Here is a 25,040-nt window from a genome sequence, read left to right as displayed (position 1 = left end):
TGCCCGCAGAATCGACGGAAGGGGCGGGCATGACACCGGAACAGAAGGCCGAGATCGAGGCGGCGCGGGCCGATCCGCAGCCGACGCTGCGCGCGGTGTCCGAGGGGATGGAGGCGCATCTCTACCGCGCCCACGAGGTGCTGGATCACGGCTTCGTCCGGGTCATCGACTACATGGGCGACGACGCCGCGATCACGCAGGCCGCGCGGGTGAGCTACGGACGCGGCACCAAGGCCGTGTCGAACGACGAGGGGCTGATCCGCTACCTGATGCGGCACTGGCACTCGACGCCCTTCGAGATGTGCGAGATCAAGCTGCACGTGAAGCTGCCGGTCTTCGTGGCGCGGCAATGGATCCGCCACCGGACGGCGAATGTGAACGAGTATTCGGCCCGCTACTCGATCCTCGACCGGGAGTTCTACATCCCCGCCGAAGACGACCTCGCCGCGCAATCGGTGACGAACAACCAGGGCCGGGGCGAGGCGCTGACGGGCGAGGAGGCGGCGCGCGTGCTGGACTGGCTGCGCGAGGATTCGACCCGCGCCTACGACCATTACGAGGCGATGATTTCGCAGGAGGGCCAGCAGGGCTTGGCGCGCGAGCTGGCGCGGATGAACCTGCCCGCCAATATCTACACGCAATGGTACTGGAAGGTGGACCTGCACAACCTGTTCCACTTCCTGCGGCTCCGGGCCGACGCCCACGCCCAGATGGAGATCCGCGTCTATGCGGAGGCGATGTGCAAGATCGTCGCCGACTGGGTGCCGCTCGCCTACCAGGCCTTCGAGGATTACCGGCTGGGCGGGGCGCAGCTCTCGGCGAAGGGGGTCGAGTGCGTCCGCCGGATGCTCAAGGGCGAGGAGGTGACGCAGGAGACGTCGGGCATGAGCAAGGGGGAGTGGCGGGAGTTTATGGGGGTGGTGGATGCTTGAACTCGCAAGTCTAGAGCATGCGATACTGGCAGTCGCGCTGTTAAGTCCAGGATTTCTGCTACTCTTCGGGCGGAGCCAATTCTTGACAGGCCGGATTAAGGGGGTCGCGTCCGGCTCGTTGGAATATCTGATGGTTTCGTCAATTTACTATGCGCTGGCTTTTCCGATATACAAGAGCAGCGGCGGCGAAGGTTACTTCTCGCTATTGATTTTTCTACTCATTGGGCCGCTGGGTCTTGGCTTGCTTCTTGGCTTTATGTCACAAAAGAACTGGCTTAGGTCAGCGCTTGGGTGGTTTGGATTAAATCTTGTTCACCATACACCTACTGGTTGGGATCACGCTTTCGGAGGACGGGTCGGCGAATACTGGGTTGTCGTAAATCTACACTCTGGGGGCGTCTTTTACGGCGTCTGGGGTGGCGATTCACTGGCGTCCTCTGATCTTTCGCGGCGAGATATCTTCATTGAAGATGTTCGAACAAGGGACTTTCAGCCAGTAGAAAAGGATGGTAGGAAAAGATCAGTGTGGATATCGGAGGTCGATATTCGCTCTATTGAAATAATCAAGGATAATCAGGATGTCAAAGGATAATCCGAAGAAATCCACCTTCCTCCCCGAGGGCTACAAGCCATCTATTTCGACCGAAAAAGGTTATCAGGCGACCGGCATCGCGCAAAACGGATATAAGCCCCCAGCATCTGCGGAAACAGCCCAAGGACCTTCCAACCCGCCAAAACCTGGAAGTGCGGAATCTTCAAAGTCGAAAGGATAAAGCCTGAGGCCGCCGAAGATATATTGCCCAGATCCAAACGCGGCTAGTAAATCCGCCGCGTTCAGCGGGGCTGGCTCAGCTTGCTGGCATCTTTTTCATTCGGTTCCATTTCAAACGGGCCCGCACCCGCGCGTCTCGCCTTAAGGGAGTGGCCCGCCAAAGCCGCAGGATCCGTGTCGAAATGGCTGAGAGCTCGAGTTAATTAGCAAGACGTAGGGACGCTTTGCGCCCATCGCCTCTCCACCGGGCCCGATGCGCGGGGCGCAGCCCCGCCGGGCCAGCGCCGGTCCGGCCCTCGGGCCGGCGCTCTTGCGACGGTGGCATAACGCGGCGCGGTCGTGCGGGGGTGCGGGGATAAAGCGCGCAACGGCGGTGGTGTGGCGCCGACCCCCGGACCGGCGCTGGCCCGGCCTCGGCGGGTCGGCTGAACGCGATATGGCCGCTGGCCCGGCGGGCCCTCGGGCCGACATTCCTGCGACTATCGCATCCTGCGGCGCGGTCCTGCGGGAGTGCGGGGATAAAGCGCGCCGCGGTCATGGTGCGGTGCCGGTCCCCGGACCGTCGCGGGCCCGGCCTCGGCGGGCGGCTCACCCCAATCGGTCCTTCAGCGCGCCGAAGACCATCCCCGCCTGCGCCATGAGGCCTCCGAAGAGCCGCCCGCCTGGCAGCGCGGGGACCGGCAGGGCGGCCAGCTTGTCGAAGCGGGCGCGCTCGCCCCGCATCGCCTCGACCACCAGCTGGCCCGCGAGCCCCGCCAGCGCCAGCCCGTGGCCCGAATAGCCCCCCGCGGCGAAGCGGCCCGGCGCGGTCTCGGCCAGCCAGGGCAGGCGCGTCGCCGTCACCGCCAGCGTGCCGCCCCAAGCATGGGTGAAGCGGACGTCGGCGAGCTCCGGGTAGGTGCGGGCGAGGTTGGCGCGGACGCGGGCGGCGATGTCGGCGGGGAAGCGGCGGCCGTAGCTCTCGCCCCCGCCATAGAGCAGGCGGCCGTCCGGGGTCTGGCGGAAATAGTTCACCACGAAGCGGTCGTCGGCCACGGCGACGGGGTCGGCCATGGGCGGGCGGGCGAGCGGCTCGGTCACGGCGATGTAGTTGTTGATGGGCAGCACGCGGGCGGCGGCCTTCGTGCCCAGATGCGTGCCGTAGCCGTTGGTGGCGTGGAGCACGAAGCGCGCGGTGACGCGGCCCCGGGCGGTGGCGACGGGGGGGCCGACGCGGTGGACCTCGGCGCCCTCGTGGATGCGGACGCCGGCGGCCAAGCAGGCGCGGGCGAGGCCGAGCGTATAGGCCAGCGGGTTGATCCAGCCGGCCGCGGGGTCGAGCACGCCGCCGGCATAGGCGCTTGTGCCGATCCGGGCCTGGAGGTCGGCGCGGTCCAGCGTCTCGGTCGCGGTGCCATAGTCGCGCGCCATCCGCGCGGCGGTGCGGGTGGCGGCGTCGAGGGCGGTCTGGCTGCGGCAGGCGTGGAGGATGCCGGGGTGCCATTCGGTGCCGGCCTGTCCGGCCAGCTCCCGGGTGAGGCGGCGGGCGGCCTCGGTCAGGTCCCAGACGGCGCGAGCGCGGGCGGGACCGAGCTTGGCCTCCAGCCGCGGCTGGTCCCAGTTGAGCCCGGTGCCGACCTGGCCGCCATTGCGCCCCGAGGCGCCCCAGCCCACGCGCTGCGCCTCGAGCAGGATGACCGACATCCCCGCCCGCGCCGCGTGCAGCGCCGCCGAGAGCCCGGTGATGCCGCCGCCCACGACGCAGAGATCGGCCTGCGCGGCGCCGTCGAGCGGCGGGAGCGGCGCGGGCAGGTCCAGCCCCTCGGCCCACCAGGTGGCGGGCCAGGTGCCGCGGTCGCCATTGGCATGGAGCCAGGACGTGCCGAAGGCGCGCAAATCCGTCACACGTTCAGGAGGAGATGCTCGCGCTCCCAGGGCGAGATGACCTGCAGGAAGGCGCCGTATTCCAGCCGCTTCACCGCGGTGTAGACGGTCGCGAAATGCGGATGCAGCACCTCGTGCATCTCGGTCGCGGCCTCGAAGAGGTCGAGCGCGGTGGACAGGTCGCGGGGGATGCCCTCGGCGCTGTCATAGGCGTCGCCGGTGAATTGCGGCGCGGGGTCGATGCGGTTCACGAGGCCCAGATAGCCGCAGGCCAGCGAGGCGGCGATGCCCAGATAGGGGTTGCAATCCATGCCCGCGATCCGGTTCTCGATGCGCTTGGCGTCGGGGTCCGAGACCGGGACGCGCAGCCCCGTGGTGCGGTTGTCGCGGCCCCATTCGAGGTTGATGGGCGCCGCGAAGTCGCGGACGTAGCGCCGGTAGGAGTTCACGTAGGGCGCGAGCAGCGCGATGACCGAGGGCAGATGCGTCTGCATGCCGCCCACGAAATGCAGGAATTCCGGTGTCTCGGTCCCGTCGCCGCCGTCGAAGATGTTGCGCCCCGTCTGCAGGTCGACGACCGAGTGGTGGATATGCATGGCCGAGCCCGGCTCGTCCTGGATGGGCTTCGCCATGAAGGTGGCGTAGCAATCCGAGCGCAGCGCCGCCTCGCGGATCATGCGCTTGAAGTAGAAGATCTCGTCGGCGAGCTTGACCGGGTCGCCGTGGCGCAGGTTCATCTCGACCTGGCCCGAGCCGCCCTCTTGCAGGATGCCGTCGATCTCGAGCCCCATGGCCTCGGCGAAATCGTAGATGTCGTCGATGACCTTGCCGTATTCGTCGACCGCGCTCATCGAATAGGCCTGCCGCGCCGCCGCGCGCCGCCCCGAGCGGCCCATCGGCGGCTGCACCGGCTGAGCGGGATCGACGTTGCGCGCCACGAGGTAGAATTCCATTTCGGGCGCGACAACCGGCTTCCAGCCCCGCGCCTCGTAGAGCGCGACCACGCGCTTGAGCACGTTGCGCGGCGCGGTGGGCACCGGGTCGCCGGACTGGTCGAACATGTCGTGGATCACCTGCATCGTCCAATCGGCCGTCCAGGGCGCGGCGCAGGCGGTCGCGAAATCGGGCCGCAGGATCATGTCCGGCTCGAGGAAGGCGGCATCGCCATCCTCGGCCCAGTCACCGGTGATGGTCTGCTGGAAGATCGAGCTGGGCAGGTAGAAATGCCGCTGCTTGGCGAATTTCGCCGCCGGCATCGCCTTGCCGCGGGCGATGCCCGACAGGTCGGCGATGATGCATTCCACCTCGTCCAGGCGGCGGCCTTCGAGGAAGGCGCGGGCGTGGTCGGAGGTCTGTGCGAGCCAGTCAGACATGGGGCACCCCGGTCTTGAAGAAATCCGCGATCGCCCGGCCCAGGCGGGCGTCGTCGATCGGGCGGCTGGTATCGGCGGCGGCGTCCATCCGGTCCTCGGGATAGCTGCCGGTGCCGCGCCGCGTGCGGACGTAATCGTCGAGCACGGCATTGGAGAATTCGGGATGCGCCTGCACGGTCAGCACGTGGTCGCCCACGGCCATGGCGGCGACCGGGCAGAAGGCGTTCGACGCCAGCACCCGCGCGCCGGGCGGCAGCGCCACGACCTGGTCCTGGTGCCAGGCGTTGAGCGCGATCTCTTCGCCGCCGGGCAGGGCGTAGCGGCTGTGGCCCAGCGCCCAGCCGTCCGGATGCTTGACCACCGCCCCGCCCAGCGCCTGCGCGACGATCTGGTGGCCGAAGCAGATGCCGGCCAGCGGCACCCGGGCGGCATGGACGTCGCGGATGAAGGCTTCGAGCGGCGGGATGAAGGCGTGATCCTCGTAGGCGCCGTGCTTCGAGCCGCTCACCAGCCAGCCATCCGCCGCCGACGGCGCGTCGGGGAAATCCATCCCCTCGACATCCCATGTCTCGAAGGTGAAGCCATGACCGTCGAGGAGGCGACGGAACATGGCGTCGAAATCGCCGTGCCGCGCCGCGATCTCGGCGCTGGTATGCCCGGCCATGAGGATGCCGATTTTCATGGGGTGCCTTCAGGTGGCTTCGTGGCGGCGACGCTAGGCCCGGGGCGAGCGGCCCGCAAGCGGGTCCGCGGCGGCAGGAGGAGAGACGATGCGACGGATGCGGGTGCTGGCGGCGATGTTGGCTGCGGGGCTGGCGGGGCCGGCCGGGGCGGGGGTCCTGGACGCGGTGAACGCGCAGCGCGGCGCGGCGGGCCTGCCGGCGCTGGCCGAGGACGCGGCGCTGACCCGCGCGGCCGAGACGCAGGCGGTGCATATGGCGCAGACCGGGCAGCTCAGCCATGCGGGCCCGCGCGGGCGGGGCGTGCTGCCGCGCATCCGGGGCGCGGGGTTCGGCGCCTGTTTCGCCGCCGAGAACGTGGCCTGGGGCCAGCGCGACCTGGCCGAGGTGACGGCGGGCTGGATGCGCTCGCCGGGGCATCGCCGCAACATCCTGGACCGGCGGGCGACGCATGGCGGGCTGGCGCTGGCGAAGACGGCCGATGGGCGGCCCTATTGGGCGCTGGTTCTGGCGGCGCGCTGTTGAGGGGTCAGAGCCGGGTCAGCGCCACGCCGGCGACGATCAGGACGGCCGCGATGGCCTTCCAGCGGTCGACGCGTTCGCCAAGCAGGAGCCAGCCCAGAAGCACCGCGAAGAGGATCGAGGTCTCGCGCAGCGCGCCCACCAGCGCGATGGGCGCCTCGGTCATCGCCCAGACGGCGACGGCGTAGGCGAGGTAGGACAGCAGCGCCGCCAGCGCGCCGGGCGCCCAGGCGCGCAGCGTGCCGGGGAAGATCGCACGGCCGCGCAGCGCGACCATCAGCGGCGTGAAGATCAGCATGTCGAGGAAGAACAGCCAGCCGACATATTGCGCCGCCGAGGCCGCGACCCGCGCGCCCGAGCCGTCGACGATGGTGTAGCCCGCGGTCATCGCCGCCGAGCCCAGCGCGTAGGGAATGAGCCGCCGCGCTTCGCGGGCGCGGAGCGCGCCGGCGGCCATGGTGGCGATGCCGCAGCCCAGCACGACGATGCCCAGCACCTCCTGCGGGCTGAGCGCGTCGGTCAGGATCAGCGGCCCGACGAGGAGCACGATCATCGGGGCCGCGCCCCGCGCGATCGGGTAGACGCGGCTGAGATCACCGTGCTCGTAGGCGAAGGCGAGGAACAGCTTGTAGCCCGCGTGGAAGACGCCCGAGGCGACGAGCCAGGGCCAGACGGCGGCGGCGGGCCAGGGCGAGGCGAGGATCACCACGCCCCCCGCGATCCCCTGCACTACGGTCATCATCGCGATGCCGCCGACCTTCGAGACGCCGGCCTTCACCACGACGTTCCAGCTGGCATGCAGCAGCGCCGCGCCGAGCACGGCCAGCAGGACGGTCGTGCTCATACCGTGTCCAGGTAGAGATCCATGCGCTCGTCGGCGGTCAGCTCCTCGATGTCGCGGATCTCCTGGCGCTTGGTCAGGACCAGGTTCTCGATCAGCGGGCGGGGCAGCAGGCGCGGGGTCCAGTGGTCGGTGGCGAAGCGGTCGACAGCTTCGGGCCAGGTGGCGGGGATCTGCGGCAGGTCCATCGCGTAGGCATTGCCGGCGATCGGGGCGGGCGGCTCGGCCCCGTCCTCGATCCCCTGCAGCGCGGCGGCGAGGATGGTGGCGAGCAGCAGGTAGGGATTGGCGTCGCCGCCCGAGATGCGGTGCTCGATCCGGCGGGCGGCATGCGGGCCCGAGGGGATGCGGATAGCGGCGGTGCGGTTCTCATAGGCCCAGGCCAGGCCGGTGGGCGCGTGGGCGCCGGGCACCAGCCGGTCATAGCTGTTGAGATGCGGCGCGAAGACCAGCGTCGCGGCGGGCGCCGCGGCCAGCAGCCCGGCCACGGCGTGGCGCAGCGCCGGCGCGCCCTCGCGGGTGCCGTCGTCGAAGATGTTGGCGCCGTCCTCGTCCAGCACCGAGAAATGCACATGCATCCCGTTACCCGCGTAATCGGGATAGGGCTTGGCCATGAAGCTGGCCGCGAAGCCGTGCTTGCGGGCCAGACCGCGCAGGAGCAGTTTGAAGAGCCAGGCATCGTCGGCGGCCTTCAGCGCGTCGGGCTGGTGGCTGAGGTCGATCTCGAACTGGCCGATGCCCGCCTCGCTGATCGCGGTGTTGGCGGGAATGTCCATCGCCTCGGCGGCGTCGTAGAGCTCGGTGAAGAAGATGTCGAAGGCGTCGAGCGCGCGCATCGACAGCGTCTCGGCCCCCGGCCGGCGCTTGCCCGAGCGCGGCGAGGCCGGAACGCGCAGCTGCCGGGTGCTGTCGTCGACGAGGTAGAACTCCATCTCGGTGGCGACGACCGGGGTCAGCCCGTGGCGGCGGAAGCGGGCGAGCACCGCGGCCAGCGCGTGGCGCGGGTCGCCGGCGAAGGGGCGGCCGTCCTCGTGATACATCCAGACCGGCAGGAGCGCGGTGGGTGTCGAGAGCCAGGGCATCGGCACGAAGCCCCGCTCGGTCGGTTTCAGGATGCCGTCGGCATCGCCGCTGTCGAAGACCAGCGGGCTGTCCTCGATATCCTCGCCCCAGATGTCGAGATTGAGGATCGAGAAGGGAAAGCGCGTCCCCTCGGCCTCCAGCTTGTGGGCGAAGCGGCGCGGATAGCGCTTGCCCCGCGCCTGGCCGTTCAGGTCGCAGGCGGCGACGCGCACCGACCCGACCTCGGGATGGCCGTGCAGCCAGCCGGACTCGCTGTCGTCGCTCATCGCATGACCTGCCCGAGGAAGCGCGGTCGCCGCGCCACGTCGCCCGGCAGGTGGCGGTTCAGGCGCCGCCCGATCAGCCCCATCGCCCCGATGATGGCCAGTGTCAGCAGGATGAAATAGCCCGCGAGGATCGGGTAGGGGACGAAGGGGTTGAAGGTCTTGTCGGCGAAGTAGTTGGCGTAATAGAGCGCGTCGCCCTGCTGCTGGCGCGCGGGAAAGCCGGTGAAGAACACGAGCGTCGTGGCGTGGAACAGGAAGATCGCCTCGTTGGTGTAGGCGGGCCAGGCCAGCCGCAGCATGGTGGGCCAGTCGATGCGCCGGAACTTGGTCCAGCCGGTGATGCCATAGGCCTCCGCCGCCTCCTGGTCGCCCTTGGGCACCGAGCGCAGCGCGCCGTAGAAGATCTCGCCCGAATAGGCGGCGGTGTTGAGAAACAGCACCACCAGCGCGCCCGCCCAGGCCGAGGACAGCGCCTCGGTCCAGGGGGCCACCTGCTTGAGCGCGAGGAAGGCGAAATAGGCGAAGAAGAACTGGATGAAGAGCGGCGAGCCGCGGAAGACGAAGACGAACCATTCCGCGGGCTTGCGCGCCAGCCGCCGGTCCGAGGCCTTGCCGATGGCCACGAGGGTCGCCAGCGCGAAGCCCGTGAGCAGCGCGACGATCCCGAAATAGACATTCCAGATCAGCCCCGAACCGATCAGCGTGAATTGCTGGCAGAGCGTGAAGTCCGAGCGCGGCAGGAGCCGCTCGCCGATGCCCACCGCGCGCAGCGCGTAATCGGCGATGGTCGCGGCGCAGCTCATGCGGCGGGCCCGCCCGGCATCTCGGCGCGGCGCATGGATTCGCCCGCGGCGGTGGCTTGGCCGCGGTTGAGCCGGCGGGTCAGCCGCTCGATCGCGATCTCGGAGACGCGGGTGAAGCCGAGGTAGAAGACCAGGAGCGCGAGGAAGTACCAGATCCGCCAGTCGCCATGCGGGTAGTCCGAAAAGCGCGGCGTCTTGGCCGCGCCCAGCTCGCGCGCCCAGTAGACGATATCCTCGACCCCCAGCAGGAACAGAAGCGGCGTGGCCTTGATGAGCACCATCCAGAGATTGCCGAGACCGGGCAGCGCGTAGCTCCACATCTGCGGCAGGACCACGCGGCGGAAGGCCTGGCGGCGGCTCATGCCATAGGCCTCGGCCGTCTCGACCTGGGCGCGAGGGACGGCGCGCATCGCCCCGTAGAGGACGCTGGCCGCGAAGGCGCCGAAGACGATCGCGAAGGTCAGCACGGCCAGCGCGAAGCCGTAAATCTCGTGCACCCATTGCGGGCTGTTGCCCAGGGGCAGCTTGGCCGCGTCGCAGACCAGGAAGTCGGTGCCCTGCCGGACCGGGTCGGGCCAGTCGGGGCATTTCACCTGGTGGCGCAGCCATTCGAAGCCCTGGTCGAGCGCGATCACGAAAAACAGGAAGAAGGCGATGTCGGGGACGCCGCGGACCACGGCGATGTAGCCCTTGCCCAGCCAGCGCAGCGGCGGGACGGCCGAGCGCGCGGCCATCGCGCCGCCCAGCCCGAAGGCCAGCGCGGCGGGCGCGGTGACCGCGAGCAGCACCAGCACGGTCGCGAAGGCGCCGTAGAAGGCCATGTGCTTGCCCGTGGTCAGGTAGCAGGCCAGCCAGGCGAGCCCGTCGAGGGCCTCGGGGTCGGTGCAGAAGGTGAACATCAGGCCGCGGCCTCGAGCGCGTCGAGCAGGGCCTCGGAAACCCGGCCCGGATCTTCGAGCTGCGGCAAGTGGCCCAGCCCCTCAAGCCGGCGGAGGGGGACGCCCATCCGGTCCGCCAGCGCCGCGCCCCGATCGATCGGGATCCAGGGGTCTTCCGAGCCCCAGAGGACCGCCGACGAACAGCGCAGCTTGTCGAAGTCGGGTTCGATCTCGGCCGTGAACCGCTCGTCGGCCAGGGCGAACTGCGCGTAGAAGGCGGCCTTGCCGCGCTCGTCCAGCCAGGGCCGCACGAGCCCCGCGCGGTCGTCCTCCAAGAGGTCGCGAACGAGGGCGCCGCCGATATAGGCGTCCACCACCGCCGCGTGGATATGCGCAGGCAGGCCTGCGAAGGCCGCGACGTGCCGGCCGACATGGTCGAAGAATTCCGATCCCCACGGCCGCATCGCCACCACGTTCATCAGCACGAGCCGGGCGTAGTCGCGGCCATGCAGCAGGTGGGCGCGCAGGGCGACCGCGCCGCCGAAATCATGTGCGACGATGCGCGGCGCGGCCAGGCCGAGATGGTCGAGCATCTCGCCCAGGATTTCGCCCTGCACGTCCAGCGCCGCGGGCCGCGGCCCGTCCATCTGGGACCCGCCGAAGCCGGGCATGTCGTACCAATGCACCCGGTGCCGTGCGGCCAGTGCGGGGATCACGCGGTGCCACGCGAAGGACGACCACGGCCAGCCATGGGCCAGAAGCAGCGGCGAACCCTCGCCCGCGCGACCCGCGCGGACGGTCCCGGCGGAGGTCTCGTATGTCTCGTCGAGGGTCCACATGGCGGATGGGGGCGGCCCTGGCGGGCCACCCCGGCGCGCTTATTCGTAGACCTTGGCGTCGTCGCCGAACCACTTGACGATCAGCGCGTTGAGCGAGCCGTCTGCCTTCATCTCGGTGATGATGGCGTCGAAGGTTTCCTTGAGCTCGGTGTCGCTCTCGCGCAGGCCCATGCCGACGCCGCCGCCCAGCGGCACGTCATCGCCCACGACCATCAGCTCGCCTGCCGACTCCTCGACCGTGGGCAGCAGCGCGTCCTTGTCGGCGAAGACCGCGTCGGCCTCGCCGTTGCGGACCGCGGCGATGGTCTCGTCATAGGTGGCAAATTCCAGCAGCGTCGCGCCCGACTCGGCCACGAAGCCGGCCTGGATCGTGTTGGTCTGCGCGGCGATCACGCCGCCCTCGAGGTCGGCATCCTCGGACATGGCGACATAGGCGGAGGCGGCGGGCGGGAAGTAGTTCTGGGTGAAGTCGATCACCTCGTCGCGCTCGTCGGTGATCGACATGCCGGCCATGATGGTGTCGTAGTTGCCCGAGGTCAGGTTCGGGATGATCGAGTCCCATTCGTTGGTGACCCATTCGCAGGTCAGCTCGGCCCGGGCGCAGAGCTCGTTGCCCAGCTCGATCTCGAAGCCGTCGACCTCGCCCGCGTCGTTGAGGAAGTTGTAGGGGGCGTAGGCGCCCTCGGTGCCCATGCGGATGGTCTGGGCATGGGCGTCGGCCAGCGCGGCGGTGCCGGTCAGGGCGAGCGCGGCGGCGGCGGTCAGGATCAGTTTCATTTCTGGTCTCTCCGTGTTGTGGGCCGCGCTGTGATCGCGCGGTCCCGGTTGATCTCTCAGGCCGGAACGGTGGCGGAGAGGAAGCCGCGCAGCCGTTCGGATTTGGGTTGACCGAACAGGATGTCGGGCGCGCCCTCTTCCTCGACCAGGCCCTTGTGCAGGAAGATGACGTGATCCGAGACATCGGCGGCCAGCCGCATGTCATGGGTCACGATCACCATCGTCCGGCCTTCCTCGGCCAGCGATTTGATGACGCGCACCACCTCCTGCTCGAGCTCGGGATCGAGCGCGGAAGTCGGTTCGTCGAAGAGCAGCGCCTTCGGCTCCATGCAGAGCGCGCGGGCGATGGCCGCGCGCTGCTGCTGGCCGCCGGACAGCTGGGCGGGCCAGGCGTCGCATTTGTCGCCGATGCCCACCTTGGCGAGATAGCCGCGCGCGGCCTCCTCGACCTGGGCGGGGTCGCGCCCCAGCACATGCACCGGCGCCTCCATCACGTTCTGCAGGATCGTCATGTGCGACCACAGGTTGAACGACTGGAACACCATCGAAAGGTTGGTGCGGATGCGGGTGATCTGGGCCGGGTCGGCGGGGCGGCGGTTGTGCCCGGCGCCGCGCCATTTCACGGCCTCGCCCTCGAAGAGGATTTCGCCCTGCTGGCTGTCCTCGAGCAGGTTGGCGCAGCGCAGAAGCGTGGATTTGCCCGAGCCCGAGGAGCCGATCAGCGACACGACGCGGCCGCGTTCGGCCACGAGGTCGACGCCCTTCAGCACCTCCAGCTGGCCATAGGCCTTGTGCAGGTCGCGGATCTCGAGGACGGGGGCTTGATCGGGCAAGGGGGCCTCGGGTTGCGGGCGGTCCGCGCGTTTACGCCGCAATCGGGGCCGGAATGCAATGGGGCGGGGCCCGTGCCCTTGCGGCGCGCGCCCCCGCTGCCCCTAACCGAGGCGCGGCTGGGCGGGTGTCGGGCAGGGAACAGGCAGGCGGCGGACGGGCGCGCGGGGGCGTCAGGCGGCGGCGTAGGCCGCGGGGGCCAGATCGGTGACCCCGATCAGCCGGGTGGCCGCGCGGTCGGCGGGCGGCATCGCGGCGATGGCCGCGGTCAGGGCGGTGCGCACCGGCGCGCGCCATTCGGGGCGGGCGGTGATGAAGGGCGTCGCCGGCGTGGGCGGGGTCGTCGCGCGGATGGCGAGCGCGGAATGCGGCGCCATCCGCCAGGTCACGACGTCGATCGCGGCCAGATGCGCGCGCCCCGCCGCCACCGCCAGCATCGCGGCGGCGTGGCTGCCGGTATAGGCGATCGGGCCTTCGAGGCCGGCCGCGTCCAGCACGCCGCGCCCCGACTGGCTGTCGGGCGCGTTGGCGGCGATGCCGGCGGCGGCGGCCGTGGCGGGATCGCGCGGATCATCCGCGCGCATCACGATATGCGAGGCGTAATGACCCGGCGGCAGGCCCGGCAGGTCCCAGACCGGGCTGCCTACGACCACCGCCTGCCGGGCGAGGCCCAGCCGCATCGGCATGGCGCAGGTCATCGACAGCACCAGCCCCGGATCGCGCCAATGGGCGCCCGCCTCCTCGGGCCAGGACAGCGCCTCGGGGCCCCAGCCGAGCCGCGCGCGGACGCCCTGCCAGAGCCGCTCCCAGGCCGGGCGGGTCGCGGGATACCAGCACAGGCTGGCCACGGTGTCAGGCATCGCGGCGGCTCCACTGCTCCCAGACGAAGGGATAGGACCAGTCGGACGCATGCGTCCGCTCGATCGCCGCGACGAGCCGTGCGCGGCGGTCGAGATCGGCGCGCGTGTAGAGGTGGAACTGAACCTGAAGCCGGTCGATGCGGTCGAGGATGCCGGCCTCGATCAGGGCGGGTAGCAGGTCGTATTCGCCGCCCTCGATATTGATCTTCGCCACGGCGAAGCGGTCTTCGGGCAGGTCTGCGAAGACGCGGGCGGCGGCGCGGATCTCGCCCTTGACCGCGGCGCCCTTGCCCGACAGCGCGGACGAGGCGTCGCCGTCATCCGAGAGCGGCAGGACGCCATCCGCGCGGCCCACGGCGAAGGGATGGACCATCACCGCGGCATTGCCGGCGAAGCGGTGGCGCAGGCGTTCGATGAAGGCGGGATGCGGCTCGAACACGTGGACGCGGCAGCCATGGGCGTCGTGCAAGCGCGCGGCCCAGGCGCCCTCGAACCCGCCGAAATCGAGAACGGTGTCGGCGGGGCCGAGCCCGGGAAAGCGCATCCGCAGCGCCTCGCCCCCGTCGCGCGACCAGTCCTGCAGCGCGCGGGCGGCGGGGGCGCGCCAGGTGTTGAAGGTGCGGGCGATCCATCGCTTGAAGGCGCGGCGCATGGGGGGTCTCCGGCTGGGTGAGACGGCCCTAGCGCCGCGGGCGCACGGCGTCCAGACGGCGCCGGGGCCCGCGGCTTCGGGCTCAGCCCGCCTCGACGCGCTGGCGGGCGAGATTGCTGTCGCGGTCGGAGATGCCCAGCAGGTTGGCCAGAAGACGCAGGAGCCCGTCCTCGTCCTCATCGCGGATGCCGTCGGCCAGCACGACCGACCAGAGCGCCTCGATCACCGAGACCCGGTCCTCCAGCGAGACGGCGTCCTTGATGGCGCGGGTGAAGCGGACGGTGTCCGGCGCCTCGGCCTCCAGCGCCTCGGCCTCGTGGCGCAGCTGCACCGCGCCGGTCTCGCTCAGCAGGTGGCGCTTCATCAGGATGCGGTCGATGCGAGCGACCTCCTCGGGGGCGTAGTCGCCGTCGCTGCGCGCCACGCGGACGAGCAGCGCGGCCAGCGCCAGGCGGGCGTCGGGTTCGGGAAGCGTATCGGGTTCGGGGGCCGTCAGGCGGCGGAGGAGATCTGCGAACATGGGCCCGATATAGGGCCGCGGATCAGCCGTCCCACCCCTCGGCGATCACGAGATCGCTTTCGCTGATCCCCTGCCGCAGCTGCATCGCCGCCTGGTAGCCGTCGCTGCGGTAGCAATCGAGCGCCGCCTGGTAGCTGGGAAACTCGATCACGACGGTGCGGGGCTTGGCGGCGCCCTCCATCGTCTCGCGCGCGCCGCCGCGCACCAGGAAGCGGCCGCCATATTCGGCGAGCGGCGCGGCATTGGCCGCGCGGTAGAGATCGTAGGCCGCCGGGTCGTCCACCCGGCCATGCGCGATCCAGTAGCCTTTCGCCATCTCAGCCTCCCGCGAAGATCCGGTCCAGCCGCGCGGCCTCGGCGTCGAGGCCCCAGGGCGGGTTGACGACGACCATGCCCGAGCCCTGCATCCCGTGTCCATCGCGGGCGGGCGGGAAGGCGATCTCGTGGACAAGCGCGTCCGGCAGGGCCGCGCGCAGGGCGCGCAGCATGGGCGCGTGGCGGCGGTCGGGCAGGATCGGATACCAGAGCATCAGCACGCCCACGTTCCACTTGGCGTGAAGCGCGGGCAGCAGTTTGGCCATGCGGGTGTAGTCGTCGCGGATCTCCCAGGACGGGTCGATCAGTATCAGGCCGCGGCGCGGATCGGGCGGCGTCAGCGCCTTGGCCATTTCCAGCCCGTCGCGCTTGTGGATGCGGATATTGGGGTGGCGGGGCAGCGCCTCGATCAGCGCGGCGTGCTCCGCGGGATGCAGCTCGGCCAGGTCCAGGCGGTCGAAGGCGCGGGTCAGATGCGCGGCGATCAGCGGCGAGCCGGGATAGGCGTCGGGGCCGTGTTCGGCGCGGGTGGCGGCGACGGCGCGGCGCCAGGGGTGATCGGGGGCGACCCGGTCCAGCAGCCGCGCGACGCCCTGCGCCGCCTCGCCGGTCTTCCGCGCCATCGCGTCCGACAGGTCGTAGAGCCCGCGCCCGGCATGGGTTTCGAGATAGCTGAGCGCCTTGTCCTTCTGCGTCATATAGGCGAGCGCCCAGGCCAGCAGGGCGTGCTTGTGCACGTCGGCGGCGTTGCCCGCGTGGTAGCCATGTTGGTAGGACAGCATGGTCCCCGGGCTAGCTGCCGCGCCGGATCCCCGCAAGCTGCGCGGCAGCGCGGCAACATCGCGGCCTGTTGATCGGCGGGATGCGAATTGGGGGTGTTCGCGCCCCGCGGCGTGCTAGATATCAGGACGACTGCCAATTCTGGATCGCATGATGCCCCGACTCACCGCCCTGATCGCCGCAATGGCGCTCGCCATCCCCGCCGCCGCTTCGGCGCAGTCGGCCGATGGCACGACGATCCTGTCCACGCAGGGCACGGGGCCCGCGCTGGGCTTCACGCTGCGCGGTGGCGTGGCGTCGACGCCGGAATATTTCGGTGCGCCCAGCAACGAGCTGGGGCCGGATATCGGCTTCGAGCTGAACTACCTGCGCTTCGGCAATTTCACGATTGGCAATCCCGATCCGCTGTTCCGCCCGCAGGGCTTCGGCGTCACCGGCTCTTTCCGCTATATCGGCGAGCGCGACGATGCCGACAGCCCGGAACTGGCGGGGCTGAACGATATCGACGCTGCGCTGGAGCTGGGGCTGGGCCTGCAATACGCCGCCGACAACTACCAGGTCTTCGGCGCGGTGCGCCGCGGCGTGACCGGGCATGACGGGCTGGTGGGCGAGCTGGGGGCTGATCTGCTTCTCTATCCGACGGACCGGCTGACCGTCACTTTCGGGCCGCGCGCGCTCTGGGGGGACGACGAATACGCCTCGACCTATTTCGGCGTGACAGCGGCGGAGGCTGGGGCGTCGGCCTTCACCGCGTTCGCCCCCTCGGGCGGGCTGATGTCGGTGGGCGTCGAGCTGGGCGCGGGCTACCGGCTGAACGACCGCTGGGGCATCGAGGGCGCGATCAGCTACGACAAGCTGCAGAACGACGCGGCGGCCAGCCCGATCACTGCCGACGACGAATCGCTCTCGGCCCGGATCGGCGTGACCCGCCGCTTCACGCTGGGCTTCTGATCCGGCCATTCGCCTGAGCGGGGTTCAACCGTCGGTTTCGTGACAATCTGCGGATCCCGCCGGGCGGACCCGTTTTTCCGCATGAGACTTCCCGACCTTTTCGTGCCCGACAATGGCGTCGGTTGTGGAGCGCTTCTGCGTCGACGGATGATTTGCAAATTTGTCTCGGTCGGCTCTGCCGTGGAACAGCTGCGTCTGCGCGGCGGGGTGACGAACCTGGCGGGACCGGCGTCGGGCCCTTGAGGCGGCCCCCGGTCCCGGCATCGCGCCGCCCTTTCGAAATAGCCGCTACGTGCAGCCAGGCCGGAGGGGCGACGCCATTTTCACGGGCGGGTGTCAGTTGCCTTTCAGCTTGTCCTTCACGTCGCCGATGAACTTCTGAAGCTTGCCCTCGGCCTGGTCGGCCTGGCCTTCGTGCTTCATCTCGTCATTGCCGGTCGCGTCGCCGACTTCTTCCTTCACCTTGCCGGCGATGTCTTTGCCCTTGCCTTCGGCTTGGTCTTCGTTGGCCATGTCGTCCTCCGTGTTGCAGGTGACAGGTCAACCCCCGCCTTGCCGGGGATGTTCCGGCCCGCGGTCAGACGAGGCGCGACTGCTCCTTCGCGGCGCGGATGAAATCGGCGAAGAGCGGATGCGGCGCGAAGGGCTTGGACTTCAGCTCGGGGTGGAACTGCACGCCGATGAACCACGGGTGGTCGGACCATTCGACGATCTCGGGCAGGCGGCCGTCGGGCGACAGCCCCGAGAAGCACAGGCCCTTGTCCTCGAGCTGTTCGCGGAACTTGATGTCGACCTCGTAGCGGTGGCGATGCCGCTCCTCGATGGCGGTGCCGCCATAGACCCCGGCCACGCGCGAGCCTTCGGTCAGGGTCGCGTCATAGGCTCCCAGCCGCATCGTCCCGCCCTTGTCGTCGGTCTTCTTGCGCGTGACCTTGGCGTTGCCCTGCACCCATTCCTTCAGGTGATAGACGACGGGGGTGAACTTGCGCGGGTCCACGCCCTCCCGGAATTCCTCGGAGGCGGCGTTCTCCAGCGCGGCGGTGTTCCGCGCCGCCTCGATCACCGCCATCTGCATGCCGAGGCAGATGCCCAGATAGGGCACCTTCTTCTCGCGCGCGAATTGCGCGGCGCGGATCTTGCCCTCGGTGCCGCGCTCGCCGAAGCCGCCGGGCACCAGGATCGCGTTGAAGCGCTCCAGGTGAACGGCCGGGTCCTCGCGCTCGAACACCTCGCTGTCGATCCATTCGGCGCGCACCTTCACGCGGTTGGCCATGCCGCCATGGGTCAGCGCCTCGGCGATGGATTTGTAGGCGTCTTCAAGCTGCGTGTACTTGCCGACGATGGCGACGTTCACCTCGCCATCGGTATTGTGGATGCGGTCGACCACGTCCTCCCAGCGGCTGAGATTGGGCTTGGGCGCCGGCGAGATGCCGAAGGCGTCCAGCACCGCCTGGTCCAGCCCCTCTCGATGATAGGCCAGCGGCGCCTCGTAGATCGATTTGAGGTCCTGCGCGGCGATGACGCTGTCGGGGCGCACGTTGCAGAACAGCGCCAGCTTCTCGCGCTCCTTCTGCGGGATCGGTCCCTCGGAGCGGCAGACGAGGATGTCGGGGGCGAGCCCGATCGAGCGCAGCTCCTTGACCGAGTGCTGGGTGGGCTTGGTCTTGAGCTCGCCCGCGGCCTTCATCCAGGGCAGCAGCGTCAGGTGCATGAAGATGCACTGGCCGCGTTCCTTCTCCTGGCTGAACTGGCGGATCGCCTCGAAGAAGGGCAGCCCCTCGATATCGCCGACCGTGCCGCCGATCTCACAGAGCATGAAATCGACCTCGTCCTCGCCGATATGGATGAAGTCCTTGATCTCGTTGGTGACGTGCGGAATGACCTGGATCGTCTTGCCCAGATAGTCGCCGCGCCGCTCCTTCTCGAGCACGTTGGAATAGACCCGGCCCGAGCTGATCGAATCGGTGCCGCGCGCGGCGACGCCGGTGAAGCGTTCGTAATGGCCGAGGTCGAGATCGGTCTCGGCCCCGTCATCGGTGACGAAGACCTCGCCATGCTCGAAGGGCGACATCGTTCCGGGATCGACGTTCAGGTAAGGGTCGAGCTTGCGCAGCCGCACGGTATAGCCGCGCGCCTGCAGAAGCGCGCCCAGCGCTGCCGAAGCCAGCCCCTTGCCGAGGCTGGAGACCACGCCGCCGGTGATGAAAATGAACCGTGCCATGTCAGGGCGTCTCCCGTGTCGTCGTCCGGGTCCGGGGCCCCGGAGAATCGGGGGCCGGACGCATCAATCACGGGATTTGAGCGTAACAGGATCGCGGGCAGGACCGCAACCGCGCCCGCTACATCCTGAGACCCGAAGTCCCGGCTTCGCTAGATATGGCTCACTCCGACCGGGGCGGAGTGAGGGGCGCGTCGCCCGTCGTGGGCGGCAGCAGCGCGTCGCCGGCGGGCAGCGCGGGCGCCGTCTCCTCGACCGCATCGGGCACCCGGTCGACGACCGAGCTGCCCGCGCCGTTCGAGGCCGCGAGGATCGTCAGCGTGATCGAGGTGGCGAGGAAGGCGATCGCGAAGGCCCAGGTCAGCTTGGTCATCGCCGTCGCCGCCTGGCGGCCTGTCATCGCGCCGCCGCCGCCGCCCATGCCCAGCCCGCCCCCTTCGGAGCGCTGCAGGAGCACGATCCCGATCAGGCAGATCGCGAGGATCAGGTGAATGACGAGGACGACGTTTTCCATGGACGGACGGCTCCGGTGCGTTCGCGCGCTACCTAGAGACGCGGGGTCGGGGCCGCAAGCCCGCCGGCACGCCACCGTTACGAAACGGCGCGCCCGTGCTAGGCTGCGGCCGACGCGAGACCGGGGAGGACGCGATGACGGAACAGACGCTCGACGCCTGCGCGCAGGCCTGCGCCAGTTGCATGACCGCCTGCGCCCGGTGCCTGGAGGACTGCATCGGCCTGCCCGGCATGGAGGCCTGCATCCGCACCTGCCGCGACTGCAAGATCCTCTGTGCGGCCTGCGCGCCGCTCTGCGCCGCGAACTCGCCGCGCGCGCCCGCCGTCTGCCGCGCCTGCATGGACGCCTGCGAGGCCTGTGTCGCGGCCTGCGAGGGCCACCCGGAATGCGAAGCCTGCGCCGCGGCCTGCCGCGCCTGCGCCACCGCCTGCCGCGCCATCGCCGCCTGAGCCCCCGCGCGGTCGCCGCGATCGCCGCGAGGCGGGTTTCGTCCGGCCGCCCGCCGCGCTAGAGGGGGCGCGATTTCGCAAGTTTCGGGAGGCCGGGAATGGCCAATGTCGTGGTGGTCGGCGCCCAGTGGGGCGACGAGGGCAAGGGCAAGATCGTCGACTGGCTGAGCGAGCGCGCCGACGTGATCGCCCGATTCCAGGGCGGCCATAACGCGGGCCACACGCTGGTCATCGACGGCACCGTCTTCAAGCTGTCGCTGCTGCCCTCGGGCATCGTGCGCGGTGGCAAGCTCTCGGTGATCGGCAACGGCGTCGTGCTGGACCCCTGGCACCTGGTCGACGAGATCGCCGCCCTCCGCGCGCAAGGCGTCGCGATCACGCCCGAGACGCTGATGATCGCGCAGAACACGCCCCTGATCCTGCCGATCCACGGCGAGCTGGACCGCGCCCGCGAGGAGGCCTCGTCGAAGGGCACCAAGATCGGCACCACCGGGCGCGGCATCGGGCCGGCCTACGAGGACAAGGTGGGCCGCCGCGCGATCCGCGTGGCCGACCTGGCCGATCCCGCGACGCTGGAGGCGCGGGTCGACCGCGCGCTGGCCCATCACGACGCGCTGCGCCGGGGTCTGGGCATGGCGCCGGTGGACCGCGACGGGCTTCTGGCCCGATTGCGCGAGGTGGCGCCGGCGGTGCTGGAATACGCCGCGCCGGTCTGGAAGGTGCTGGACCAGAGCCGCCGCGCGGGCAAGCGCATCCTCTTCGAGGGCGCGCAGGGCGCGCTGCTCGACATCGATTTCGGGACCTATCCCTTCGTGACCTCGTCCAACGTGATCGCCGGGCAGGCGGCGACCGGCACCGGCATGGGGCCGGGCGCGATCGATTTCGTGCTGGGCATCGTCAAGGCCTACACCACCCGCGTGGGCGAGGGGCCCTTCCCGGCCGAGCTGGAGGATGCCGACGGCCAGCGGCTGGGCGAGCGCGGGCGCGAGTTCGGCACCGTTACCGGGCGCAAACGCCGCTGCGGCTGGTTCGACGCGGTGCTGGTGCGCCAGACCTGCGCGACCTCCGGGGTGAACGGCATCGCGCTGACCAAGCTCGACGTGCTGGACGGGTTCGAGACGCTGAAGATCTGCGTGGGCTACGAGCTCGACGGCGAGCGGCTGGACCATCTGCCCTTCGCCGCCGACGCGCAGGCGCGCTGTCGCCCCGTCTGGGAGGAAATGCCCGGCTGGTCGGAGTCGACCGAGGGCGCGCGCAGCTGGGCCGAGCTGCCGGCCAACGCGATCAAATACGTCCGCCGGGTCGAGGAACTGATTTCCTGCCCGGTCGCGCTACTCTCTACCTCCCCGGAGCGCGAGGACACCATCCTCGTCACCGATCCGTTCGAGGACTGACATGGCCCTGAAATACAAGACACGCCGCCGCCTGGCCTTCCTGATCCTGATGGTGGGCCTGCCGCTCTACGTGGTGGTCGCGGTGTCGCTGGTGGGGCTGTTCGACCGGCCGCCGATTTGGCTGGAATTCGGCATCTACGCGCTTCTGGGCGTGCTCTGGGTGTTCCCGCTCAAGTCGATCTTCCGCGGCGTGGCGCAGCCCGACCCGGCCGCACCGCCCCCGCCCGCGCCCGCGCCGGGCGAGGCGGCACCGGGCGATGCGGCGGCCGAGACCGCGGCGACCGAGATCGGCGCGTCTGAAACCGCGGCGGCCGAGCCGTCCCCGACCGAGCCGCGCAGGGACTGACGCGGCGGGCGCGCGGGAGCTAGCGCGCCGAGCAGGGTCGCTCCGCGCGCGCTGGGACCAAGCCGCGCCGCCCGCAGCGGGCGCGGTCGCGCCGCAATCGCAGGTACAAGGGCGCCGCTTGGGCAGGGACTGAGCCGCCGCACGCGGCAGGACTGGGGCGCCGTTTGCCGCAAGGCTAGGGCGCTGTCCGCGGCGGGCGCGGTCGCGCCGCCGTCTTCATGACGCGAAACGGCCCGCCGGATTTCCGGCGGGCCGTCGCGTCTCGATGGGGCCCGGGCGCGGCGGGACAGCGGTCAGCCGGTGCGGCGGGCGGCATCCTCGGGCAGGCGCGGGGCGTCGCCCAGGGCGAATTCGCCGCGGCTGACCTTGCGGATCGTGCCGTCGCGCAGCAGCTGGCCGAAGCCGCGCAGCCCGTCTTCGCGGCTTAGATCGTCCACCGCCTCGGCGGCGAGATGCAGCAGGCGCGGGCGCGAGAAGCTCTCCTGGCCCATCACTTCGGCGGCGTAGACCGCGGCGGCCTGCAGGATGTCGGGCAGGTCGACCGCGCCGCGGGCGGCGGCGAATTCCTCGAAATCCTGCGCGTCGGCGGCGCGCGGCGACGGGCCGCGGGATCCGGACTCGCGCAGCATGTTCTCCTCGCGGGTCTCGGCCTCCGACAGGCGCGCGGCGCGGCGCGGCTGCACCGGCGCGACCGGCGCCTCCGCGTCGCCCACGCGCTGTTCGGAAACCAGCATCAACGGCGCGGGACGCTCGGTGCGCTCTGGGCGCGGCGTGCGCGCCTCGGCGGGCGGGGCGGCGCGGCGCGGGCGCACCGTGTTGGCGAGATCCTCGCGATAGGCGCCGCTCTCGTCGGAGCGGCGCGGCTCCATCGTGCTGTCGGCGCGGCGCGCGGCCACGGCGGCCTTCAGATGCGAGATATTGGCATGGCGGCGCGAGGTGTCCTCGCCCGACAGGCGGCTGTCGGTCGCGGCGAAGAGACGCTCCATGTCCTGGTCGGCGGGCGCAGCGCGCTTGGGCTCCTCCGCGGCGGTGTCGGCCGCGACCGGCGCCTCGGCGGCCGGCGTGTCGGCGAAGGTGTCGACCGGGGCTTCGGCATCGTCTTCGGCGGCATCGATTTCAGCGGTCGCGAAGGGCGCCTCTTCCGCCTCGGTGGCCGGCTCTTCGGCGTCCACGACCTCGGGGGTGGCGGCGTCCTCGGGCTCGGCCGGGGTCTCGGCCTCGGTCTCCGTTTCGGCCACGTCCTGCGCGCGCAGCGGCTCGGGCGCGGCCTCCTCCTCGGTCTCGAGCGCGGTGTCGGCGACCTCGAAGGCTTCGGGCGCGTCCGTCGCGGCCTCGGCCGTGATCTCCGCATCGGCGCCGTCGGTCGCTTCCGCCCGGATCGCGGCGAGTTCGGCCATCAGGTCGTCATCCTCGTCGGCGCTCGCCTCGGGCAATTCGGGTTCGGGGGTGGCGGGGGCGGCCTGGCCCAGGCCGGCCTCGATCGCGGCCAGTTCGGACATCAGCGCCGCCTCGTCGTCCTCGAGCAGGCTGTCGGACGCGGCTTCGGTCGCCTCCGCCTCGGCCGCGGTGCCCAGCGCGGCGCGGCGCATGCGGCGCACGCGGATGCGGCGCTGGCGCCGCGGCTCGGGGCGCTCCGCCTCGGCCTCATCGGCCGCAACTTCGACCGTCTCGGCCTCATCCGAGGCGTCGTCGGCGATGCTGGCCTCCGCTTCGTCGACCTCGTCCGAGGCGTCGTCGGCCGCGATGGGCTCGGCCTCGTCGGGCTCCTGCACATCGATGTCCGACGACGTGGCTTCGGCCGCGATCTCCTCGGGCGCGGTGTCTTCGGCCACGGCCTCCGTCTCGAGCGTCGCCGGGGGCACGGCCGTCGGTCCGTCGATCGGCGCGTCGAGGGCGCCGCCGCCCATCATCGCGGCGATGTCGCTGTCGATCGTGTCCTCGGCGAGATGCGTCTCGGCGACGGGTTCGTCTTCCAGCGCGTCCTGCGCGAAGGCGGCGACCAGCGTGTCGTCGGCCATCGGCGGCTCGGCGTCGAAGGCGTCCTCCTCCAGGCTGTCGGTTTCGTCGACGGTCTCGTCGATGGACACGTCGGCGGCGCGGCGGTCGGCTTCGACAACGCCGCGGATGCGGGCGAGCTTGGCGGCGACGCTGCCGTCATCCGCCTCGCCGCTGGTGTCGTCCTCGACGGGCAGCTCTGCCTCGTCCTCCAGAGGAAGCTCGTCCTCGACAGAAATCTCCGCCTCGGCGGCCAGCTCGGTCTCGGCGGTGGCGACGTCCTCGTCCGCATCGGCCGTCTCCGGCTGCGCGGCGATCTCGGGCGTGGCCTCGGCCTCCGGCTCGGATGCGATGGCGGGCGTCTCGGCGATCGCGGCGGCCTCCTGCGGGGCGTCCGCGGCGGAGGGTTCGGCGATGGTGATCTCCTCCTCCGGCTGGGACGCGGCGGCGGCCACGGCGTCGACCTGCGGCGACTCCTCCGCAGCGGTCTCTTCCGGCATCGCGGCGGCGCTGGGGCGCAGGACAACGCCGCCATCCTCGGGCTGGGCGACCACGGCGCGATTGGCGCGGGCCTCGGCGATCAGGCGCAGGGTGGCCATGTCGGGGGTCGGCGGTTCGGCCCCGAAGAACCGGTCCTCGGCGGCGAGGTCACGGAAATACTCCGCGATGTCGGTCATCGTCGAGAAGGGATCGTCGAACCCCTCCAGCGTGCAGGAGAAGGTGCCGTAGGCAACCGTCAGAATCTTGTTGGCAGGGACCATCGCAGCACCATCGCTTTCTTCCCTTGCGGGAAACCTGTTTCACTACACCATGCACAAAACAGGATGATTCCAGTCAAATCGTGCCCGTCCCGGGACCTTTTGACGAATTCGAGGGCGGATTTTTGCCAAATTCAGACGCAATCCGCACCCGCTTCGCCGGCCAGACACTGGTGGGTGGGGCGCCGGCTAGCACGCGGGTTCTTGAGACGGCCTTAACATACGCCCCCCGGCTGGTGGCTGTCGACAGCGGTGCGGACGCGATCCTGCGGGCCGGGCTCTGGCCCGAACGGGTCGTGGGCGACATGGACTCGATCTCGGAGGCGGCGCGCGCGGCCTTCGCCGACCGGCTGGAGCCCATCGCCGAGCAGGACAGCACCGATTTCGCCAAGGCGCTGCGCACCGGATCGGCCGATTTCACCCTCGGCGTGGGCTTCGTTGGCGCGCGGGCCGACCATTTCCTCGCCTGCCTGTCCGAGATGGGCCGCCGACGCGAGCCGATCCTTCTGCTCAGCGATGCGGAGGCGATCTGCGTGGCGCCCGACCGGATGGCGCTGGCGCCCGCGCCCGGCACGCGGCTGTCGCTCTGGCCGATGGGGGCGGGGCGGGGGCGGTCGGAGGGGCTGCGCTGGCCGCTCGACGGAATCGCCTTCGACCCGGCGGGCCGCGTCGGCACCTCGAACCAGGTGACAGGCCCGGTGCGGCTGGCGCTCGAGGGCGGGCCCTGGGTCCTGACGGTGCCGCTGGACGCCCTGGCGGTGCTGCTGGAGGCGCTGGAAATCGCCCCTCGCCGCGCCGCGCCGCCACCGCTATAAGCCCCCACGACCC

General features: G+C 70.5%; 26 protein-coding genes and 1 pseudogene. 8 read left to right on the top strand and 19 right to left on the bottom strand.

Annotation, left to right across the window (positions count from 1 at the left end; translation table 11 throughout):
* Positions 1 to 29 precede the first annotated feature (29 nt).
* Together thyX and P8627_RS05660 are read left to right on the top strand one after the other, a co-directional pair.
* Complete coding sequence (gene thyX / locus P8627_RS05665; protein WP_279966686.1) at positions 30 to 932, top strand: FAD-dependent thymidylate synthase; 903 nt, start codon at positions 30 to 32, stop codon at positions 930 to 932.
* Complete coding sequence (locus P8627_RS05660; RefSeq protein ID WP_279966685.1) at positions 925 to 1,524, top strand: DUF6338 family protein; 600 nt, start codon at positions 925 to 927, stop codon at positions 1,522 to 1,524. The genes thyX and P8627_RS05660 overlap by 8 nt, the downstream gene beginning before the upstream one ends.
* Before the next feature lie 768 nt (positions 1,525 to 2,292).
* Here the strand turns inward: P8627_RS05660 and P8627_RS05655 are convergent.
* From P8627_RS05655 to P8627_RS05645, 3 genes are read right to left on the bottom strand one after another with little or no spacing between them, the layout of a single operon-like run.
* On the bottom strand, positions 2,293 to 3,588 hold the full coding sequence (locus tag P8627_RS05655; RefSeq protein WP_279966684.1) for an NAD(P)/FAD-dependent oxidoreductase: 1,296 nt from the start codon (positions 3,586 to 3,588) through the stop codon (positions 2,293 to 2,295).
* Positions 3,585 to 4,940: a glutamine synthetase family protein gene (locus P8627_RS05650; RefSeq protein WP_279966683.1), complete on the bottom strand. Its 1,356-nt coding sequence runs from the start codon at positions 4,938 to 4,940 to the stop codon at positions 3,585 to 3,587. Before P8627_RS05650 ends, P8627_RS05655 begins: the two co-directional genes overlap by 4 nt.
* A complete protein-coding gene (locus P8627_RS05645) occupies positions 4,933 to 5,622 on the bottom strand; it encodes a type 1 glutamine amidotransferase (protein ID WP_279966682.1) in 690 nt (229 codons plus the stop codon). Before P8627_RS05645 ends, P8627_RS05650 begins: the two co-directional genes overlap by 8 nt.
* 88 nt (positions 5,623 to 5,710) lie before the next feature.
* Here P8627_RS05645 and P8627_RS05640 point away from each other — a divergent pair, with 88 nt between their 5' ends.
* Positions 5,711 to 6,145, top strand: a complete 435-nt coding sequence (locus P8627_RS05640) for a CAP domain-containing protein (protein WP_279966681.1) — start codon at positions 5,711 to 5,713, stop codon at positions 6,143 to 6,145.
* 4 nt (positions 6,146 to 6,149) lie between these two features.
* On the opposite strand, the gene P8627_RS05635 is transcribed toward P8627_RS05640, so the two are convergent.
* The 12 genes from P8627_RS05635 to P8627_RS05580 all read right to left on the bottom strand — a co-directional run bounded on the left by P8627_RS05635 (position 6,150) and on the right by P8627_RS05580 (position 15,589).
* Positions 6,150 to 6,986, bottom strand: coding sequence for an EamA family transporter (locus P8627_RS05635; protein ID WP_279966679.1), 837 nt, complete (start codon positions 6,984 to 6,986; stop codon positions 6,150 to 6,152).
* Positions 6,983 to 8,332, bottom strand: a complete 1,350-nt coding sequence (locus P8627_RS05630; RefSeq protein WP_279966677.1) for a glutamine synthetase family protein — start codon at positions 8,330 to 8,332, stop codon at positions 6,983 to 6,985. Before P8627_RS05630 ends, P8627_RS05635 begins: the two co-directional genes overlap by 4 nt.
* On the bottom strand, positions 8,329 to 9,135 hold the full coding sequence (locus P8627_RS05625; protein WP_279966676.1) for an ABC transporter permease: 807 nt from the start codon (positions 9,133 to 9,135) through the stop codon (positions 8,329 to 8,331). The genes P8627_RS05630 and P8627_RS05625 overlap by 4 nt, the downstream gene beginning before the upstream one ends.
* A complete protein-coding gene (locus P8627_RS05620; protein ID WP_279966675.1) occupies positions 9,132 to 10,034 on the bottom strand; it encodes an ABC transporter permease in 903 nt (300 codons plus the stop codon). Before P8627_RS05620 ends, P8627_RS05625 begins: the two co-directional genes overlap by 4 nt.
* On the bottom strand, positions 10,034 to 10,852 hold the full coding sequence (locus P8627_RS05615; protein WP_279966674.1) for an alpha/beta fold hydrolase: 819 nt from the start codon (positions 10,850 to 10,852) through the stop codon (positions 10,034 to 10,036). The genes P8627_RS05620 and P8627_RS05615 overlap by 1 nt, the downstream gene beginning before the upstream one ends.
* A gap of 39 nt (positions 10,853 to 10,891) precedes the next feature.
* Complete coding sequence (locus P8627_RS05610; RefSeq protein WP_279966673.1) at positions 10,892 to 11,629, bottom strand: transporter substrate-binding domain-containing protein; 738 nt, start codon at positions 11,627 to 11,629, stop codon at positions 10,892 to 10,894.
* Between the two features lie 56 nt (positions 11,630 to 11,685).
* Positions 11,686 to 12,462 (bottom strand): ABC transporter ATP-binding protein, encoded by a 777-nt coding sequence (locus P8627_RS05605; protein ID WP_279966672.1) that lies wholly within the window; start codon positions 12,460 to 12,462, stop codon positions 11,686 to 11,688.
* 171 nt (positions 12,463 to 12,633) lie between these two features.
* Positions 12,634 to 13,320, bottom strand: coding sequence for a PhnD/SsuA/transferrin family substrate-binding protein (locus P8627_RS05600; protein ID WP_279966670.1), 687 nt, complete (start codon positions 13,318 to 13,320; stop codon positions 12,634 to 12,636).
* The gene (locus P8627_RS05595; RefSeq protein WP_279966669.1) at positions 13,313 to 13,972 is read right to left on the bottom strand and encodes an FkbM family methyltransferase; all 660 of its coding nucleotides are present in this window, start codon (positions 13,970 to 13,972) and stop codon (positions 13,313 to 13,315) included. Before P8627_RS05595 ends, P8627_RS05600 begins: the two co-directional genes overlap by 8 nt.
* An 82-nt stretch (positions 13,973 to 14,054) precedes the next feature.
* Entirely contained in the window at positions 14,055 to 14,492 is a 438-nt protein-coding gene (locus tag P8627_RS05590; protein ID WP_279966668.1) for a tellurite resistance TerB family protein, read from the bottom strand.
* 22 nt (positions 14,493 to 14,514) lie between these two features.
* A complete protein-coding gene (locus tag P8627_RS05585; RefSeq protein ID WP_279966667.1) occupies positions 14,515 to 14,808 on the bottom strand; it encodes a DUF1330 domain-containing protein in 294 nt (97 codons plus the stop codon).
* A gap of 1 nt (position 14,809) precedes the next feature.
* On the bottom strand, positions 14,810 to 15,589 hold the full coding sequence (locus tag P8627_RS05580) for a 23S rRNA (adenine(2030)-N(6))-methyltransferase RlmJ (RefSeq protein ID WP_279966666.1): 780 nt from the start codon (positions 15,587 to 15,589) through the stop codon (positions 14,810 to 14,812).
* A 151-nt stretch (positions 15,590 to 15,740) separates the two neighbouring features.
* Here P8627_RS05580 and P8627_RS05575 point away from each other — a divergent pair, with 151 nt between their 5' ends.
* Positions 15,741 to 16,538: a MipA/OmpV family protein gene (locus P8627_RS05575; protein WP_279966665.1), complete on the top strand. Its 798-nt coding sequence runs from the start codon at positions 15,741 to 15,743 to the stop codon at positions 16,536 to 16,538.
* Positions 16,539 to 16,874: 336 nt separating this feature from the next.
* Here P8627_RS05575 and P8627_RS05570 read toward each other — a convergent pair whose 3' ends face one another.
* From P8627_RS05570 to secG, 3 genes are all read right to left on the bottom strand, one after another.
* Complete coding sequence (locus P8627_RS05570) at positions 16,875 to 17,051, bottom strand: CsbD family protein (protein WP_279966664.1); 177 nt, start codon at positions 17,049 to 17,051, stop codon at positions 16,875 to 16,877.
* 64 nt (positions 17,052 to 17,115) lie between these two features.
* Positions 17,116 to 18,759 carry a CTP synthase gene (locus P8627_RS05565; RefSeq protein ID WP_279966663.1) on the bottom strand — a complete coding sequence of 548 codons (1,644 nt, stop codon included), beginning with the start codon at positions 18,757 to 18,759 and terminating at the stop codon, positions 17,116 to 17,118.
* 160 nt (positions 18,760 to 18,919) lie between these two features.
* Entirely contained in the window at positions 18,920 to 19,270 is a 351-nt protein-coding gene (gene secG, locus P8627_RS05560; protein ID WP_279966662.1) for a preprotein translocase subunit SecG, read from the bottom strand.
* 134 nt (positions 19,271 to 19,404) lie between these two features.
* Here secG and P8627_RS05555 point away from each other — a divergent pair, with 134 nt between their 5' ends.
* The 3 genes and pseudogenes from P8627_RS05555 to P8627_RS05545 form a co-directional block, all read left to right on the top strand.
* Positions 19,405 to 19,719 carry a hypothetical protein gene (locus P8627_RS05555; RefSeq protein WP_279966661.1) on the top strand — a complete coding sequence of 105 codons (315 nt, stop codon included), beginning with the start codon at positions 19,405 to 19,407 and terminating at the stop codon, positions 19,717 to 19,719.
* A gap of 98 nt (positions 19,720 to 19,817) precedes the next feature.
* Complete coding sequence (locus tag P8627_RS05550) at positions 19,818 to 21,113, top strand: adenylosuccinate synthase (protein WP_279966660.1); 1,296 nt, start codon at positions 19,818 to 19,820, stop codon at positions 21,111 to 21,113.
* A 1-nt stretch (position 21,114) separates the two neighbouring features.
* Positions 21,115 to 21,351 (top strand): annotated as a pseudogene (locus P8627_RS05545) (DUF2842 domain-containing protein); the annotation flags it as partial.
* A gap of 401 nt (positions 21,352 to 21,752) precedes the next feature.
* On the opposite strand, the gene P8627_RS05540 reads toward P8627_RS05545, so the two are convergent.
* The gene (locus P8627_RS05540; protein ID WP_279966659.1) at positions 21,753 to 24,215 is read right to left on the bottom strand and encodes a midas domain-containing protein; all 2,463 of its coding nucleotides are present in this window, start codon (positions 24,213 to 24,215) and stop codon (positions 21,753 to 21,755) included.
* 170 nt (positions 24,216 to 24,385) lie between these two features.
* On the opposite strand from P8627_RS05540, the gene P8627_RS05535 reads away from it, so the two are divergent.
* Positions 24,386 to 25,027 (top strand): thiamine diphosphokinase, encoded by a 642-nt coding sequence (locus P8627_RS05535; RefSeq protein ID WP_279966658.1) that lies wholly within the window; start codon positions 24,386 to 24,388, stop codon positions 25,025 to 25,027.
* The last annotated feature ends 13 nt before the right edge of the window (positions 25,028 to 25,040 follow it).

This window comes from Jannaschia sp. GRR-S6-38 (assembly GCF_029853695.1).
Taxonomy (GTDB): Bacteria; Pseudomonadota; Alphaproteobacteria; order Rhodobacterales; family Rhodobacteraceae; genus Jannaschia; species Jannaschia ovalis.
Note: the sequence above shows the minus strand (reverse complement) of the source record. Positions and strands in the feature narration are given on the sequence as shown.